This window comes from Candidatus Pantoea edessiphila (genome assembly GCF_002933315.1).
Taxonomy (GTDB): domain Bacteria; phylum Pseudomonadota; class Gammaproteobacteria; order Enterobacterales; family Enterobacteriaceae; genus Pantoea_C.
The window spans coordinates 33163-51103 of record NZ_PDKT01000005.1 but is presented as its reverse complement, the minus strand read 5'-3'; the positions used below and the strand labels follow the sequence as shown (position 1 = coordinate 51103).

Annotated in this window: 16 protein-coding genes and 1 pseudogene; 10 read left to right on the top strand and 7 right to left on the bottom strand. The window is 26.9% G+C overall.

Going from position 1 to position 17941, the window contains the following annotated elements; genetic code table 11:
- Positions 1-64 precede the first annotated feature (64 nt).
- The 9 genes from queA (at position 65) to thiL (ending at position 9006) form a co-directional block, all read left to right on the top strand.
- On the top strand, positions 65-1138 hold the full coding sequence (gene queA, locus CRV12_RS03420; protein ID WP_136131244.1) for a tRNA preQ1(34) S-adenosylmethionine ribosyltransferase-isomerase QueA: 1074 nt from the start codon (positions 65-67) through the stop codon (positions 1136-1138).
- Between the two features lie 60 nt (positions 1139-1198).
- A complete protein-coding gene (gene tgt / locus CRV12_RS03415) occupies positions 1199-2320 on the top strand; it encodes a tRNA guanosine(34) transglycosylase Tgt (protein WP_136131243.1) in 1122 nt (373 codons plus the stop codon).
- 46 nt (positions 2321-2366) lie between these two features.
- Complete coding sequence (gene yajC, locus CRV12_RS03410) at positions 2367-2699, top strand: preprotein translocase subunit YajC (RefSeq protein ID WP_136131242.1); 333 nt, start codon at positions 2367-2369, stop codon at positions 2697-2699.
- A gap of 19 nt (positions 2700-2718) precedes the next feature.
- A complete protein-coding gene (gene secD, locus CRV12_RS03405; RefSeq protein WP_136131241.1) occupies positions 2719-4563 on the top strand; it encodes a protein translocase subunit SecD in 1845 nt (614 codons plus the stop codon).
- A 68-nt stretch (positions 4564-4631) separates the two neighbouring features.
- A complete protein-coding gene (gene secF, locus CRV12_RS03400; RefSeq protein WP_420022065.1) occupies positions 4632-5492 on the top strand; it encodes a protein translocase subunit SecF in 861 nt (286 codons plus the stop codon).
- Between the two features lie 377 nt (positions 5493-5869).
- The gene (gene ribD, locus CRV12_RS03395; RefSeq protein ID WP_136131239.1) at positions 5870-6979 is read left to right on the top strand and encodes a bifunctional diaminohydroxyphosphoribosylaminopyrimidine deaminase/5-amino-6-(5-phosphoribosylamino)uracil reductase RibD; all 1110 of its coding nucleotides are present in this window, start codon (positions 5870-5872) and stop codon (positions 6977-6979) included.
- A 79-nt stretch (positions 6980-7058) separates the two neighbouring features.
- The gene (gene ribH / locus CRV12_RS03390) at positions 7059-7529 is read left to right on the top strand and encodes a 6,7-dimethyl-8-ribityllumazine synthase (protein WP_136131238.1); all 471 of its coding nucleotides are present in this window, start codon (positions 7059-7061) and stop codon (positions 7527-7529) included.
- Positions 7530-7548: 19 nt separating this feature from the next.
- Entirely contained in the window at positions 7549-7968 is a 420-nt protein-coding gene (gene nusB, locus CRV12_RS03385; protein WP_136131237.1) for a transcription antitermination factor NusB, read from the top strand.
- Between the two features lie 48 nt (positions 7969-8016).
- Entirely contained in the window at positions 8017-9006 is a 990-nt protein-coding gene (thiL, locus tag CRV12_RS03380; RefSeq protein ID WP_136131236.1) for a thiamine-phosphate kinase, read from the top strand.
- Positions 9007-9019: 13 nt separating this feature from the next.
- Here thiL and dxs read toward each other — a convergent pair whose 3' ends face one another.
- Positions 9020-10885, bottom strand: coding sequence for a 1-deoxy-D-xylulose-5-phosphate synthase (gene dxs / locus CRV12_RS03375; protein WP_136131235.1), 1866 nt, complete (start codon positions 10883-10885; stop codon positions 9020-9022).
- Positions 10886-11161: 276 nt separating this feature from the next.
- On the opposite strand from dxs, the pseudogene thiI reads away from it, so the two are divergent.
- Positions 11162-11461, top strand: a pseudogene (gene thiI / locus CRV12_RS03370) (thiazole biosynthesis protein); the annotation flags it as partial.
- Here the strand turns inward: thiI and CRV12_RS03365 are convergent.
- The 6 genes from CRV12_RS03365 to cyoA form a co-directional block, all read right to left on the bottom strand.
- Positions 11451-12830, bottom strand: coding sequence for an MFS transporter (locus CRV12_RS03365; RefSeq protein ID WP_136131233.1), 1380 nt, complete (start codon positions 12828-12830; stop codon positions 11451-11453). The pseudogene thiI and the gene CRV12_RS03365 sit on opposite strands and share 11 nt — an antisense overlap.
- A 56-nt stretch (positions 12831-12886) precedes the next feature.
- Positions 12887-13756, bottom strand: a complete 870-nt coding sequence (gene cyoE, locus CRV12_RS03360; RefSeq protein ID WP_136131232.1) for a heme o synthase — start codon at positions 13754-13756, stop codon at positions 12887-12889.
- Between the two features lie 14 nt (positions 13757-13770).
- Positions 13771-14100: a cytochrome o ubiquinol oxidase subunit IV gene (locus CRV12_RS03355; protein ID WP_136131231.1), complete on the bottom strand. Its 330-nt coding sequence runs from the start codon at positions 14098-14100 to the stop codon at positions 13771-13773.
- Positions 14100-14684, bottom strand: a complete 585-nt coding sequence (cyoC, locus tag CRV12_RS03350) for a cytochrome o ubiquinol oxidase subunit III (RefSeq protein WP_136131230.1) — start codon at positions 14682-14684, stop codon at positions 14100-14102. Before cyoC ends, CRV12_RS03355 begins: the two co-directional genes overlap by 1 nt.
- Complete coding sequence (cyoB, locus tag CRV12_RS03345; protein ID WP_136131229.1) at positions 14674-16665, bottom strand: cytochrome o ubiquinol oxidase subunit I; 1992 nt, start codon at positions 16663-16665, stop codon at positions 14674-14676. Before cyoB ends, cyoC begins: the two co-directional genes overlap by 11 nt.
- A gap of 81 nt (positions 16666-16746) precedes the next feature.
- On the bottom strand, positions 16747-17718 hold the full coding sequence (gene cyoA / locus CRV12_RS03340; protein WP_136131228.1) for a ubiquinol oxidase subunit II: 972 nt from the start codon (positions 17716-17718) through the stop codon (positions 16747-16749).
- Positions 17719-17941 lie beyond the last annotated feature (223 nt).

Sequence of the window (17941 nt, the reverse complement as noted above, 5' to 3'; positions counted from 1 at the left end):
AATACAACATATTCCAATTAAGACAATATTTGAAATAATTTGATTTATTGAGTACAATATTTTTATGTTTGTAAATAATTTTAATTTTGAATTGCCTAAATCTTTAATTGCTCATTTTCCCCTTAAAAAACGTAGAAATTGCAAATTATTATTTCTTAATGGGTTGAGTGGTTCTGTAACTCATGGTGTATTTAGTAATATATTAGATAATATTCAAAAAGGAGATTTATTAGTTTTAAATAATACTCGTGTTATTCCAGCTCGTATATTTGGTCATAAAAAGTTAACTGGAGGAAAAGTTGAATTATTAATAGAAAGAATACTAAATAGTAATTGCGTCTTAGCTCATGTGCGATCATCAAAAGAAATAAAACCAGGTACTGAACTGCAGTTAGGAGATAATAGAGATGTAAAGGCAATACTGATAATGCGTCATAATAAATTTTTCAAAATTATTTTTGAGGATAATCGTAATATAATAGATATAATTAATGATATTGGTCATGTTCCTTTACCACCTTATATTAATCGATTAGATGATGATATTGATGTTAAGTTATATCAGACTGTTTATGGGACTTGTCCTGGTGCTATAGCTGCTCCAACTGCTGGATTGCATTTTGATAATTTTTTATTACATAAATTAAGAAAAAAAGGTGTGGATATAGCTTTTGTCACGTTACATATTGGTTCTGGTACTTTTCAACCAATTCACGTTGAAAAAATTGCAGATCATTATATGCATCCTGAATATGTAGAAGTTTCAGAAAAAGTAGTAAATGCAGTAATAAATTGTAAAAACAATGGTAAAAAAGTTATAGCAGTAGGTACTACATCTGTTCGTTCTCTTGAAAGTGCAGCTAAAACAAATAAACAAAAAATAATTTCACCATTTTTTGACTATACAAATATTTTTATCTATCCTGGTTATAAATATAAAATTACAGATGCAATGATAACCAATTTTCATACACCTAAATCAACTTTGATTATGTTAGTGTGTGCTTTTGGTGGTTATCATCATACTATGAGAGCATATCAAATTGCTATTGCTGAAAAATATAGTTTTTTGAGTTATGGTGATGCAATGTTTGTTACTAAAAATCCTAATGCACCAAAAGAAATATCTGGCATATAAACTGAATAATAGCTATGTTATTCAGTTTATATGTTTTTAATCAAGGGAATCTAAAATTTTATGATATTCAGATTGCAAAATATAGATGGTTATGCTCGCCAAGGTTATTTTGTTTCTAATCGTGGTATTATAGAAACTCCAGCATTTATGCCAGTTGGTACATATGGATCTATAAAGTGTATTACATCAGAAGAAATATTAAAATCTGGTACACAGATTATGTTGTCTAATGCTTTTCATCTTTACATACGTCCTGGATCAGATATTATAAAATTACATGGTGGTATACATAATTTTATGAATTGGCAGGGTCCAATTTTAACTGATTCTGGTGGTTTTCAGGTATTTAGTCTTAGTAAAATTAATAATATTGTTGAAGAAGGTGTTTATTTTTTTGTTCCAACTAATGGTAAAAAGATTTTTTTAAATCCAGAAAAATCTATTGAAATTCAAACTGATATTAATTCAGATATTGTAATGATATTCGATGAATGTATAAAATATCCTACTAATTGGAATAATGCTAAATGCTCTATGGAAAAATCATTAAGATGGGCAGAGCGTAGCCGTAATAGATTTAATAGTTTAGGTAACAAAAATTTACTATTTGGAATTATTCATGGATCTATATATAAAGATTTACGTGATATTTCTTTAAATCATTTGTTAAACATTGGATTTGATGGTTATGCTATAGGTGGTTTAGCAGTAGGTGAATCAAAGGAAGAAATGTATAGTATAGTTGATTATATTTGTAGACAAATTCCACATGTTAAACCTCGTTATTTGATGGGAGTTGGCAAGCCTGAAAATATCATGGAATGTGTTATTCGTGGTATTGATATGTTTGATTGTGTCATACCTACACGTAATGCACGTAACGGTCATTTGTTTGTAACTAATGGAATAATCAAAATACGTAATAGTAAATATAAAGATGACATTACACCAATAGATACAGAATGTAGTTGTTATACTTGTTGTAAGTATAGCAAAGCTTATTTACATCATTTAGATAAATGTAAAGAGATATTAGGTGCTCGATTAAATACAATTCATAATTTACATTATTATCAAAATTTAATGACTGATATAAGACAAGCTATTAAAGATAAGAAACTAAAACAATTCGCCAATAAATTCTATAAAAAATTAGGTAAAGATATTCCTTCTTTTTTTTAAGAAATAATGGTTAAAAATATAATTATTTTTAAGTGAGGCATATTTAATGAATTTTTTTATTTCTGATGTATTTGCTGCATCAGGAACAACTATCCAGAAAAATTATTATTCTTTAATAATTATGTTAATAACATTTAGCATAATTATTTATTTCATGATATTACGTCCTCAACAGCAACGTATAAATGAACATAAAAAATTGGTAGACTCTATTTCTAAGGGAGATGAAATAATTACTAACAGTGGTTTAGTTGGTTTAGTAACAAAAATAACAAAAATTGGCTATATTACTATTGCATTGAATGAAACTACTGAAGTAATTATTAAAAGTGATTTTATATCATCTATTTTACCAAAAGGTACTATAAAAAAACTGTAATTTTTTAAGAGTGATCATTGTGTTAAATCGCTATCCAATGTGGAAATACGTCCTTTTATCGCTTATTGTTATTATAAGCGCACTATATGCAATTCCAAATCTATATGGTGAAGACCCTGCTGTGCAAATTATCAGCAAAAATAATGATTTTAATAACCAAAAAATTTTTTATACTATAAAAAAATTACTAAAACAAAATAATATCAAATATAAATCTATTTCAACAAAAAATGGAATTATTACAGCACTTTTTAACAATATAGATACTCAGCTTTTAGCACATGATACTATTGCTAAAAAAATTAGCAAAAAGTATATTGTAGCTCTTAATTTAGTTCCAGCAACACCAAATTGGTTAAATGTTATTGCAGCTAGTCCGATTAAACTAGGTTTTGATTTACGTGGTGGAGTTCAATTTTTAATTGAAGCTGATATACATAATTTATTAAAAAAAATTCAACACCAAAATATTAATAATATACGTAATGATTTGATTAAAAGAAATATACCTTACACTAAAATATACAGTAATAAAATGTATAGTGTAAAAATTAATTTTAATAACTTTCAAGATCTTAATAACGCTTTGGTTTACTTAAGATCAATTCATAAAAATTTATTAATAGAAATTAATGATCATAGTCTTATTGTAACTATAAATTTACCCTATATTAATCAATTAAAAAAACGAGTAATTGAACAAAACATTGCTATTTTACGTAATAGAATAAATCAACTTGGTATATCTGAATCTTCAGTTCAACGTCAAGGATCTGAATATATTTTAATTAACTTGCCTGGTATTCAAAATATAGCTCATGCTAAAGGACTTATAGGAGCAACAGCAACATTAGAATTTCGTTTAGTAAATACTGATATTAATTCAGCACTAATATCAAAAAAAATTATACCGTTTGATTCTGAAATTAAATATATGACTAATGGTCAACCAATTGTATTAAATAAAGAAGTTATATTGACAGGAGATCATATTACATATTCAAATGTAAATATAGATGAATATAGTAATCCTGAAGTAGATATTACATTAGATAGTATAGGTGGAGATATAATTGCTAGTTTTACTAAAAATAATCTTGGTAAATTAATTGCAACTTTGTTTATAGAATATAAAGACAGCGGTAAAAAAGATTCTCAAGGTCATGCTGTTTTAATAAAAAATGAAGAAGTAATTAATGTTGCTAATATTGGATCTCAATTAAGTAATAATTTTCGTATAACTGGAATCAAAAATATAACTAATGCACGACAACTTTCAATGTTACTTCGTGCAGGAGCTTTAGTTGCTCCAATTCATATTATAGAAGAACGTACTGTTGGTCCGGCTGTGGGTAAACAAAATATTGTAAGAGGATTAAAGGCATGTGTATGTGGTTTATTGTCTTGCGTTTTTTTTATGGTATTTTTTTACAAAAAATTTGGTTTAATTTCTATTAGTGCATTACTAATAAATTTAATAATTATTATTGGTATTATTTCAATTTTGCCAGGTATAACACTTACAATGTCAGGTATTGCTGGTATTGTATTAACTTTAGCAGTATCCATAGATTCTAATATTTTAATTAATGAACGCATTAAAGAAGAAATTTATAATGGATGCTCTATTCAAAAAGCAATTAATAAAGGTTACAAACATGCTTTATCAAGCATAATAGACTCTAATATAACTACTTTAATTAAATCTATTATTCTTTATGCATTTGGCACTGGTTTTATTAGAGGATTTGCTATTATGACTATAATAGGTATATTAACATCAATGTTTACTGCAATTTTAATTACTAAAGCTATTGTAAATTTAATATACGGTAATAGAAATATTACAAAATTATCCATATAGGATTATAACTTGTGTTATCAATTAATAATATTGATCAATTAAATACTAAACATAAAGTAATTGATTTTATGCGTTGGAATAAATTAGTATCTTCGATACTAGGTGTATTAATAATATCTTCTGTTTTGGTGATATTTGTTTTCCAATTTAATTGGAGTATTGATTTTACTGGAGGAACAGTAATTGAAATTAATTTTAAAAAATCAATTAATATTGATATGTTACGTACTAATTTGATGAAATTTGGTTTTAAATCACCAATAGTGCAGAATTTAGACAAAACTAATAATATAATGATAAAAATTAAATCATCATTTGATTCTATAAATATTGATAAATTACGTAGTAAATTAATTTCATTTATTAATAAAGATATAAAACAAAAAATAAAAATTAATCGTGTTGATTATGTCGGTCCTAGTATAGGTATTGATTTAATTAAAAACGGATCGATAGCAATTGTATCTGCATTAATAATTGTATTTTTATATATTGGTCTTAGATTTGAATGGTATATTTCATTTGGAATAGTATTTGCTTTATTAAGCGATATTATTATTACTTGTGCATTTTTATCTTTATTTCATATAGAAATAGATTTAACTATTATTGCATCATTAATGTCTGTTATAGGTTATTCATTAAACGACAAAATAATTATTTTTGATCGTATACGAGAAAATTTCAAGAAGAATCAAATATCATCATATTATGATATTATTAATGTTTCTTTAACTCAAGTATTAAATCGTACACTAATGACTTCTTTTGTTACTTTAATGATGGTATCAATTCTATTGATTTTTGGTGGTGTATTGTTAAAAGGTTTTTCGTTAACTATGTTAATTGGAATAATAATTGGTACTATTTCTTCAGTTTATATTGCTTTATCTTTAGCATTAATAAAAAATAACAAGATACCTCATTAAAAGGGTAGGTAATTAACTTTTTCTTTTTTTAGTCAACTGAAATATCCTTATTAAATACAAAAAACTTTATTAAATATATTTCATATTGTTATTGGTATTAAAATATGTTGATTTAATTTAAAAAAATATATCACATATTTTTTTTAAATAAATATTAAAGTAATTAGTTTTTGTGTTTAATAAATGTTAGTCATTATTAAAGTAAATAATAATATTTTAATACTTTTTAAAAGCACATGTAATCTATTAATTAGTAACAATAATAAACTATTATTGAATTTTTAAAGAAAAAACCACTATGATAGATAAAATAGTTTTTTATGTATTATATATATTTTTAATTGAAAAAATAAATTACTATTGTGTAGGGATAAGTTGTGATAGATAAAATGTATATGGCACGTGCTTTAAAATTAGCAAAAAGAGGAGGTTTTAGTACTTCTCCTAATCCAAATGTAGGTTGTGTGATCGTACTTGATGGTAATATAGTAGGTGAAGGATGGCATGAAAAAATCGGAGAAAATCATGCAGAAATAAATGCATTAAATGCCTCTGGTAATAAAGCTAAAGGTTCTACTGTTTATGTCACTTTAGAACCTTGTAGTCATTATGGTTTAACACCACCTTGTTGTACGGCATTAATTAATGCTGGAGTAAATCGAGTTGTAGTTGGTTCAAAGGATCCTAATCCAAAAATATCAGGAAAAGGTTTACGTATACTTCATGAAGCTGGTATTGAAGTTAGTCATGGCATAATGATGAAAGAAAGTAAAAAAATAAATTGTGGATTCTTTAAAAGAATGTCTACTGGATTGCCATGGTTGCAATTCAAACTTGCTGCCTCTTTAGACGGTTGTATTGCCATGCGTAATGGTGAAAGTAAATGGATTACTTCAATAAATGCAAGAAATGATGTTCAGCGCTATCGAGCACGAAACTCCGCTATAATTACTACCAGTACTACAGTTTTATCTGATAATCCTTCTCTTATGGTTCGTTGGTCAAGTTTAGAAAAAAATAACTTTATATCAAGTTCGAGTAAAAAATCTTTACATCAACCTATAAGAGTCATTATGGATAGAAGAAATCAAATAACACCTCAACATAAAATAATTAATCAACCAGGTAAAACTTGGTTGATAAGACAAAGTTATGATGATAATGTTTGGCCAGATAATGTAATTCAAATAATATTACCAATTTGTAATCAAAAAATTAATTTATCGCAAATGCTATTATTACTTGGTAAAAATCAAATGAATAATGTATTAGTTGAAGCAGGTGCAACATTTTTTGGTGCATTAATCAAGGAAAATCTTATAGATGAATTAATTATATACGTTGCTCCAAAGATACTAGGAAATGACAGTATACATTTATGTAAAATACCAGGTTTAAGTAATTTAAATGATGCACCCGTTTTTTTATTTACTAATATTAAAAAAATTGGGAACGATATACGTTTAACTTTAGTGCCAAAAAAATAAAAAATTTATATTCAGAATAAATTATTAATTAATTTAAATAAAAATTATATTTTTCAAAATAATAATAAAGAGAATCAATATGAAAGTAATTGACGCTACTATTATAGCCACTGATGCTAATGTTGCTATTGTTGTTGCACGTTTTAATAATTTTATTACTAATAACCTTTTAAATGGTGCAATATCATCTCTAAAGCGTATTGGGCAAGTACATCATGATAATATAACTGTTATTTGGGTTCCAGGTGCTTATGAATTACCTTTAGTATCATATGAATTAGGCAAAACTGGTAAATATGATGCAATAATTGCCTTAGGTGCTATTATTCGCGGTAATACTTCTCATTTTGAATACATAGCTAATCAGACCAGTTTAAGTATTGCTAAAATTTCAATAAATACTAATATTCCGATTGCTTTTGGAGTATTAACTACTGAAAATATTGAGCAAGCTATTGAAAGATCCGGCACGAAATATGGTAATAAAGGCTCTGAAGCAGCCCTGGCAGCACTTGAAATGATAAATGTATTAAAAGCCATAAAAAATTAATAATTCAGGGAAATATATTATGAATTTTATCGCTCGTCGTCGTGCTCGTGAATGTGCTGTACAAGCAATTTATTCTTGGCAATTATCTAATAATGATATATCTGATATTGAATTATACTTTTTAAAAGAACAAAATGTTATTGGAGTTGATATTAATTATTTTCATAAATTATTGTTGGGAGTTGCAACAAATAACGTTTATCTAGATCAACTTATGAAACCATATTTATCGCGTCAATTAGAAAAATTAGGTAATATTGAAAAAGCTATTTTGCGTATTGCTTTATATGAAATTAGTAAATGTCATGATATGCCATATAAGGTAGCTATTAATGAAGGTATTGAATTAGCAAAAATTTTTGGAGCCCAAGACAGTCATAAATTTATTAATGGAGTACTAGATAAAGCTGCTTTGCAATTTAGATTACACCAAAAATAATAAATATCATTGTTCAAAATTATTAGTTTCTTAAGAGATTTATTAAATATGAGCTTGGGTGAATTTGATTTAATAAATAAATTTTTTAATAAAAAAAGATACCAATGTAATTATATTGATTTAGGTATTGGTGATGATTGTGCATTAATAACATTACCAGAAAATCACGTTTTAGCAGTTAGCAATGATACTTTTATTGCTAATGTGCATTTTTTACAAAATATTCGTCCCTCTGATTTAGCTTATAAAGCTTTATCAGTTAGTATTAGTGATTTAGCTGCAATGGGAGCTGATCCAACTTGCCTTACATTATCAATAACTTTACCTAAATTAAATAATTCATGGTTATTCAGTTTTAGTAATAATCTTTTTAAATTATTAGATTATTATAATATGCAACTAATCGGTGGTGATACTAATCGTGGACCATTAAGTTTAACTTTTAATGTTTATGGTTATATACCGAAAGGTTTTGCAATAAAACGTTCAGGAGCAAAATTAAATGACTTAATTTATGTTACTGGTACTTTAGGAGATAGTGCTGCTGGTTTAAAGTTATTACAAAATCATATAAAAATAAAAAACAATAAAGTATATAAATCATTAATTAAACGTCATTTAAGACCAATACCTCGTATTTTACAAGGACAAGCACTACGTTATATTGCATCATCAGCTATTGATATTTCAGATGGATTAATATCTGATTTGAGTCATATATTAAAACACAGTAACTGTGGTGCTCATATTAATATAGAAAATATTCCTTTATCTTCTGATTTAATTGAAAATTTTGAATTCAATCAAATTTTATATTGGGCATTAAATGGTGGAGAAGATTACGAACTTTGTTTTACTATACCAGAGATAAACTGTGAAAAATTAAATATAGCACTAAATAATTTCAATGTACCCTATACCTGCATCGGTAGGATAGTACATAAATCAAAAGGTTTAATTTTTTTTAAAAATGGCAAACCCCTAAAATTTCGTAATGAAGGTTATGATCATTTTAAACAAAAAAATCATAATAAATAGTAAAATTCAGGTATTATGTTTTTAACCATTCATTAATTTGAAACTGTATACCGTAAGAATCAAGTTTATAGTCTCTGCGAATTTCATCTTGGTTACCTTGAGGAATAAATTCATCTGGTAATCCAATATTTAGAACTGGTATTTTCAATTTTTTAATCATTATAAATTCATTTACTCCACTTCCTGCACCACCTTTTATACAACCTTCTTCTAGGGTAACTAATACCTCATAATTCATTGCTAATTTAAATATAAGTTCTTCATCTAATGGTTTTACAAATCTCATATCAATTAAGGTTGTATTTAAGATTTCTGCAACATGCACAGCTTCTACTAATAACGGACCAAAATTAAGAATTGCTATTTTTTTTCCTTTTCTTTTAATAACACCTTTACCTAAAGGTATCCTTTTTAAAGGAGTTAGTGGTATTCCACAACCATGTCCACGTGGATATCTTACAGCACTTGGACCTTTATTATATTTATATCCTGTATAAAGCATTTGACGACATTCATTTTCATCACTTGGGGTCATAATTACCATATGTGGTATACAACGTAAAAAAGCAATATCAAAAGCACCTTGATGAGTTTGTCCATCAGCGCCTACAATACCTCCTCGATCAATAGCAAAAAGCACAGGTAATTTTTGAATGGCTATGTCATGAATAACTTGATCATAAGCACGTTGTAAAAAAGTAGAATAAATAGCTACAACTGGTTTATAACCACCAATAGCAATTCCTGAAGCGAATGTTACTGCATGTTGTTCAGCAATTGCAACATCAAAATACTGTTTAGGATATTTGTGTGAAAAATTAACCATACCAGAACCTTCACTCATAGCGGGTGTTATTGCTATTAGTTTAGGATCTTGAGATGCTATTTCGCATAACCAATTTCCAAAAATTTTTGAATAGGTAGGTATATTTTCTAATTTTTTTGGAAATATACCACTTATTGGATCAAATTTAGGAACAGCATGCCAGGTAATTGGATCTTCCTCAGCAGGAGCATACCCTTTACCTTTTTTTGTAATAACATGCAATAATTGTGGACCTTTTAATTTGCGCATATTGTTTAATGTACTAATTAAATTTAATAAATTATGTCCATCAATAGGTCCTATATAATTAAATCCTAATTCTTCAAATAGTACTCCTGATGCTGTTATACTTTTTAAGTATTCTTCAGTACGTTTGAATAGTCCTTTAATTCTAGGAATCCCAGTTAAAACTTTTTTACTACTTTCGCGAATTCTTGAATAAGTTTTTCCAGATAAAATTTGTGCTAGCCTATTATTGAGGGCACCTACATTTTTAGAAATAGACATCTCATTATCATTTAAAATAACAAATATATCGGGTTTAATATCACCAGCATGATTCATAGCTTCAAATGCCATTCCAGATGTAATCGCACCATCACCAATAACACAAACAATATGACGACCTTCACTTTTATATTTTTCAGTTATAGCAAGACCTATACCAGCACTAATAGATGTAGAAGAATGTCCTACAGTTAAAACATCATATTCACTTTCATCCCTACATGGAAAAGCATGCAAACCATTTCTTTGCCTAATTGTACTTATAAGATCACGCCTGCCAGTTAAAATTTTATGTGGATAAGCTTGATGACCAACATCCCATATTAAATAATCAAAAGGAGTATTATATACATAATGTAATGCGACTGTTAATTCAATTACCCCTAATCCTGAAGCAAGATGTCCACTAGAATGACTTACAGTATTCAATAAATATTGACGTAATTCTCCACAGAGTATTATCAACATTTCCATATTTAAATAACGAATTTCTTTAGCTGTCTTTATTAACGATAAAGTTGGATATTGTGCAGTGTTAAAAATCATGTAATACTCATTATTTTAAATTTTAACATAATTAAATCTTAGAAATTGTTATAGTAGTTTTATGCTCATTAAATTTTATTTAATTAAAACAAAATCTTATATATAAAAAATCAATAAAACAAAAAATACTTTAAAATATTACTTAAATATTTAACAAAAAATATAACTACAATAATATTATATAACTAATTATAATGATATAATATTATTTAAAAAAAATAAAAATACATACTTTAGATATTTTTGTTATCTTGATTGAGTTTTTTAAGGAAAATTGTAGTGAAATTAGAAACAGTATTGTGTTTAAAAGATAACGAAGTTATCATAGATATTCGTTCTATTGATGAACAAAAAAATAAACCACTCGTATTTAAAAATAATAATATTAAGATTAAATCAATTCCTTTCTACAATCTTAATACTAAATTCAAAAAATTAGACCAAAATATAACCTGGTTACTTTATTGTGATAGTGGTGTAATGAGCCGCCTTCAAGCATTGTATTTAATTGAACAGGGTTTTTATAATGTAAAAATTTATGAACCATCACAAAATATTTTAATAATTAATTATTAATTTTATCTATACAAGCAAGAAATTTTTCTATTTTATTTCTGTTGGTAATTTTATTATCAATTTTAATATATAAACTTTTTTCTGCAGTTATTATTAATACTTCTGAAATTCCTGGTTGTTTTTTAATTTTTTCTTCTAAATTAGATATTGCTAATATTTTATTGCTTAAAGTTATATTCATACTAGTTATATATTGAGGTTCTTGTATATTTAAGCTAATTAATAACCAAAATATAGCAATTAGTATACAAAATAAAAAAACACCTTCAATATTAAATCTAGTTAATATCCAACTACCTATGCTACTACCAAAAGCTACTCCAAAAAATTGGCTAGTTGAATAAAAACCCATAGCTGTACCTTTATAACCTAATGGTGATTCTTTACTAACTAAAGAAGGTATAATAGCTTCCATTAAACTAAATGCAAAAAGAAAAAATTGCAAACCAATTATCAATATCCAAAAACTATTAATGGAATTTCTTAATGCTATTTCTGATAATAAAATAATAGTAATACCAAATAAAAATATATGTCTTATACATTTATTTCTTTCGGCATAAATAATGATGGGCATTACAAGAGAAAATGAAATTATCATGGTTATTAAATAAATTTCCCAATGCCTCGATACAGGAAAACCAAGATATTGTAATTGATTTGGTAAAACAATAAGAATACACATTAATAATGTATGTAAGAGAAAAATACTAATATTTAACTTAATTAACTTATCATTAGTTAAAATTTTTAATAAGCTATTGCTCATTATGCCAATTTCACGATTAAATTTATGATTCGTTTCTTGTGGAACAAAAAACATTACAATAATTATACAAATTATTGTAAATAATGTAATTATCCAAAATAAAGCATGTAAACCAAATTCACGAGTAACTATAGGACTAATTATTAATGCAATAGCAAATGTAATACCAAAATTAATGCCAATATAAGCTGTTACTTTACTTAAATTTTGTTCACGTGTTAAATCAGATAATAAAGCCATAACTACAGCAGAAATTGCACCAGATCCCTGTAAAGCACGACCAAAAATAATACCCCATATAGAGTAACTATTAGCAGATATTAAACTACCTAAGATTAATAATGATAATCCAAAAAATATTAACTGTTTACGTCCAATTCGATCAGAAATCAAACCAAATGGAATTTGAAATAATGCTTGTGTAAAACCATAAATACCTATTGCTATACCAATAAGAGTTTTATTTGCATGATGTAATGACATTCCATAAGTAGTAAGTACAGGAAGAACCATAAACATTCCTAACATACGTAAAGAAAACACCATGCCAAGACCTACACTTGCACGTATTTCAGTTATATTTAATTTACTATCTTTCATTCATTATGCTCTCATGATTTATAAATCTTATAAAACATCATTTAATTGTTTGCAAGCTAATTAAAATTCACTAACTTAATTGAATCTAAAGACATCATTATACTTAATACTGTGATAGTAAAAATAGAAAATACAAATAATTGACGAGCCCAAATATTATTATCAGATGTTCTATAACCTAATAATGCTATAATAAACCATATAGCACTTACTAATGATGAAATAGTTAAATATTGATAACTAGCATATCCACTTGCTGTTAAAATAGAAGTAAATACAAAAAAAATAAATATATAAAATATGATATGATTTTTTGTTGTACTTATACCTTTAATCACAGGTAACACAGGGATATTTGCTAGTTGATAATCTTTAAGACATAATATCGCGATAGCATAAGAATGAGGTATTTGCCATAGACCAAAAATTAATGATAAAATCAAAGCACATGTATCTAAATTATTAGTTACTGCACAATAACCAATAACAGGAGGGGTAGCGCCTGCAATGCTACCAACTAAAGTACTATAAATAGATCTTCTTTTCATGTAAAAGCTATAAACAATTACATAAATAGTAAATCCTATAATTGCCAATAACATTGACAATAAATTAACATAATAATATAAGAGATAAAATCCCGTTAAACCTAAAATAAATGCATAAATTATACTATTTTCTATTGATATAGTACCTTTAACCAATACCCTGTTTTTTGTTCTTTCCATTTTTTTATCTATGTCACGATCTATAATATTATTTAAAATACAACTTGAAGCAATTACCAAAGACACACCTATTAAAGAAATACTTAGCAATTCATAGTTAATGATACCTTGTGAAGCGAGCAAAAAACCACCAGTAACGGAAATTAAATTTCCAAAAATAATTTTTGGTTTTATTAATTGCAAGTATTCTTTAAACATTTAAGATAGATTTCCTATCTAACCATCATATTATAATTTAAGTTCCACATGATCCAAATAGATCCTGCAACTATTATTAAAATAATTATTGAAGAAAAAACTAATGCTATCATATTCCATCCATTCTCAGTTTTATTGTCTAAATGCAAAAAACAAAACAAATGAACTAAAATCTGAATAATTGCACAACTCACAACTACAACAAGCATAAAACTACGAGAAGTATTTTCAGCCATTACTATCCAAAAAGGAATATTCGTTAAAATAATAGATAAAATGAAACCAATAATATACGATTTTATATTTACATGTGATGTATTATCTTCTTTGATAACATGATTCATTATATAACCCCCATTAGATATACAACAGTAAATACGCAAATCCAAATTACATCTAGAAAATGCCAAAAAAGACTAAAACATAAAATACGTGTGATATTACTTGTTCTTTTACCATATTTAAGGATTTGAGCAATTATTACTAATATCCAAACTAAACCAGAAATAACATGAAGTCCATGAGTACCAACAAGAGTAAAAAAACTAGATAAAAAACCACTTCTATCTGGACCACAACCTTTTTCAATTAAGTGATGAAATTCATATAACTCCATACTTATGAATCCTAGGCCCAATAAAAATGTTATTATCAACCAAATAACAATATTGCTGTTTTTTTTATTTATTGATACTACAGTCATACCACAGGTAACAGAACTAAGCAGTAACAAAAAAGTCTCTATCAATACAAAAGGTAATTCAAATATCTCTTTTCCTGAAGGACCATCCGCGGTGTTATTGACCATAACTGCATAGGTTGCAAATAAAGTTGCAAATATAATACAGTCACTCATTAGGTATATCCAAAATCCGAAGATTTTGTTAGATTCTATATCCCTGTAATGTTTAAGAGTTTCAATTGACATCGTTTAAACCCATTTTGTTAATCTTATCAAGATGTTGTTGTTCAATTTCTTCAATTTCTTTTGTTGCAACATAATAATATGTATTGTAATCAAAACTTCTTATAATCCAAGTAACAATCATACCACAAAAAGATATAGCAGCTAACCACCAAATATACCATACTAATGCAAATCCTAATGCAGTGCCAAAAGCAGAAATAATAATTGCTGTACTACTATTCTTTGGCATATGAATTTTTTCATATTTTTCTGGTTTTTTATAAACTTCACCTTTTTGTTTCATATTCCAAAAAGCGTCAAGACTATTAATATGAGGAATAACAGCAAAATTATAAAATGGCGCTGGTGAAGAAACAGACCACTCAAGTGTTCTTCCATCCCAAGGATCACCGGTTAAATCTTTATTTTTTTCACGATCACGGATAGAAACATAAAACATAATCAATTGGCATAATATACCTACTGCAATTAAACCTACTCCACATGCTGCTATAGCTAAAAGTAAATGAAATTGAGGATCTATATTTTGACTAATACGACGAGTCATACCCATAAAACCTAATGCATACAATGGCATAAATGCGATAAAGAAACCAATAATCCAAAATGCAAATGAGAGCTTGCCCCATGTTTCGTTTAAAGTAAAACCAAATATCTTTGGAAACCAATATGTTATGCCAGCCATACAACCAAATACTACACCACCAATAATTACATTATGAAAATGCGCAATTAAAAAAAGGCTATTATGTAACACAAAATCAGCACCAGGCATAGCTAATAAAACTCCACTCATTCCTCCTATGGAAAAAGTAATCAAAAAACCAATAGTCCATAACATAGCGGAATGCATTCTGATTCTTCCCTGGTACATGGTAAAAATCCAATTAAATATCTTTACTCCCGTAGGAATTGCTATAATCATTGTCATAATACCAAAGAAAGCATTAACATTTGCACCTGCTCCCATTGTAAAAAAATGATGTAACCAAACTATAAATGATAATATAGTGATAGCAATAGTAGCCCATACTAGAGAATTATAACCGAATAAACATTTTCTAGAAAAAGTTGCAGTTATTTCTGCAAATATTCCAAATACTGGTAGCACTAATATATATACTTCTGGATGTCCCCATACCCAAATTAAATTAATATACATCATCATATTACCACCCATTTCATTTGTAAAAAAATGAAAACCTAAATAACGATCAAGTGTTAATAGAAATAATGTAGCAGTTAATACGGGAAACGATATTATGATTAAAACATTTGTACAAAGAGCAGTCCAAGCAAATACTGGCATTTTAAACAGATCCATACCTGGAGCTCGCATTTTGAGAATAGTTACAAAAAAATTGATTCCAGTTAATGTACTACCAATACCGGATAATTGAACACTCCAAATCCAGTAATCAACTCCTACCCCTGGACTATATTCACTTCCAGCAAGTGGAGGATATGATAACCATCCTGTTTGTGCAAATTCACCTATACCTAAAGATAAGTTAACTAATATTACACCAATTACCGTTAACCAAAAACTTAAACTATTTAAAAAAGGAAAAGCCACATCCCTTGCACCAATTTGTAATGGAATAATAATATTAATTAATCCAACTACAAAAGGCATCGCCACAAAAAATATCATAATGACGCCATGTGCAGTAAATATCTGGTTATAATGATGTGGTGGTAAAATTCCTGCTTCACCAGCAGAAGATAACAATTGTTGAGTACGCATCATTATTGCATCAGCAAAACCACGTAAAAGCATTATGAATGCAATGATAATATACATCACACCTATTTTTTTATGATCTAACGAAGTTAGCCATTCTGACCATAAATAGGTCCATTTTTTAAAATAAGTAATTGCTGAAATTATTAATAGCCCAACTAATATAATACAAAATACTGTAACCATAATAATTGGTTCATGATAAGGTATTGCATCTAATGTTAATCTTCCTAACATATTATTATTCTCTATCCTCCCAAATACCTTGATAATTAATTTAATTTATATTTTATTTTTATTAAGCCCTAATAATATTTTTTATTTGTTATGGTTCATGTTATGGTTCATGTTATGGTTCATGTTATGGTTCATGTTATGGTTCATGTTATGGTTCATGTTATGGTTCATGTTATGGTTCATGTTATGGTTCATGTTATGGTTCATGTTAAATTTGTCAATTATCTGCAAAAATAAATTTGGATTAACTTGAGAAAAATAAGTTATTGGATTATTTTCACTAGGTAATGCAATTTTTTCAAATGTATTCATATTATTTAACACATTATTTGACTTTTTAATTTTAAGAATCCATTTTTCAAAATCTATATTGTCTTTAGTTACTATAGTATTAAATTTCATACCAGAAAATCCTGAACCACTAAAATTTGAAGATATTCCATTGTAAATGCCTGCTTTATTAGCAATCAAATTAAGTTTTGTTTCCATTCCAGCCATAGCATAAATCTGACTTCCAAGAGTAGGTATAAAAAAAGAATTCATAACAGAATTAGAAGTGATTTTAAATGTAACAGGAGTATCAATTGGAAATGCAATTTCATTGATAGTAGCAATACCTTGTTTAGGATATATGAATAACCACTTCCAATCTAAAGAAACAACGTCTATTTCTATGGGATTAATTTTAGAGGATATTGGTTTACTTGGTTCTAATTCATGAGTTGATTTCCAACTTAATACGCTGAGAAAAAATACTATTATTACTGGGACAGTCCATACTACAGCTTCTATCTTATTTGAATGTGACCAATTAGGACTATATTTTGCATTTATGTTAGATGCTCTATATTTCCATGCAAATAATATTGTCATAAAAATAGCTGGTATTACAACAATTAACATCAAACAGAAAGAAGTAAATATCAAAGAACGTTGTTGTAATGCTATTTGTCCTTTTGGATTTAATAACGCACTTTCACATCCACTTAATAATGGAATACACAAGATCAACAGCAAAAATTTTTTTATTGTTTTGCATTTTTTAAATATCATTTAATTACCTCATTAACAACGGGTTGTAGCTTCATATCATTTATTATCTTTAATAATTTTTTATTTAATATGTATTACAAGAAAATAATTACAAAAAGCAAAACAACAATAAAATACATTAAGTTCATTGATGTATTTTTTGTTACGGTATATATTAAACAATACTGTCTTATTTGATAGATTTTTATTAAATATTTAATATCATAAATATTACTAAATAACT

Excerpts from the sequence above, each read along its gene's own strand:
- queA (WP_136131244.1), top strand. The coding sequence starts at position 65 with ATGTTTGTAAATAATTTTAATTTTGAATTGCCTAAATCTTTAATTGCT.
- yajC (WP_136131242.1), top strand. The coding sequence starts at position 2,367 with ATGAATTTTTTTATTTCTGATGTATTTGCTGCATCAGGAACAACTATC.
- cyoC (WP_136131230.1), bottom strand. The coding sequence starts at position 14,684 with ATGTCAATTGAAACTCTTAAACATTACAGGGATATAGAATCTAACAAA.
- CRV12_RS03355 (WP_136131231.1), bottom strand. The coding sequence starts at position 14,100 with ATGAATCATGTTATCAAAGAAGATAATACATCACATGTAAATATAAAA.
- cyoB (WP_136131229.1), bottom strand. The coding sequence starts at position 16,665 with ATGTTAGGAAGATTAACATTAGATGCAATACCTTATCATGAACCAATT.
- CRV12_RS03365 (WP_136131233.1), bottom strand. The coding sequence starts at position 12,830 with ATGAAAGATAGTAAATTAAATATAACTGAAATACGTGCAAGTGTAGGT.
- ribH (WP_136131238.1), top strand. The coding sequence starts at position 7,059 with ATGAAAGTAATTGACGCTACTATTATAGCCACTGATGCTAATGTTGCT.
- nusB (WP_136131237.1), top strand. The coding sequence starts at position 7,549 with ATGAATTTTATCGCTCGTCGTCGTGCTCGTGAATGTGCTGTACAAGCA.
- dxs (WP_136131235.1), bottom strand. The coding sequence starts at position 10,885 with ATGATTTTTAACACTGCACAATATCCAACTTTATCGTTAATAAAGACA.
- tgt (WP_136131243.1), top strand. The coding sequence starts at position 1,199 with ATGATATTCAGATTGCAAAATATAGATGGTTATGCTCGCCAAGGTTAT.
- cyoA (WP_136131228.1), bottom strand. The coding sequence starts at position 17,718 with ATGATATTTAAAAAATGCAAAACAATAAAAAAATTTTTGCTGTTGATC.
- cyoE (WP_136131232.1), bottom strand. The coding sequence starts at position 13,756 with ATGTTTAAAGAATACTTGCAATTAATAAAACCAAAAATTATTTTTGGA.
- thiL (WP_136131236.1), top strand. The coding sequence starts at position 8,017 with ATGAGCTTGGGTGAATTTGATTTAATAAATAAATTTTTTAATAAAAAA.
- secF (WP_420022065.1), top strand. The coding sequence starts at position 4,632 with ATGCGTTGGAATAAATTAGTATCTTCGATACTAGGTGTATTAATAATA.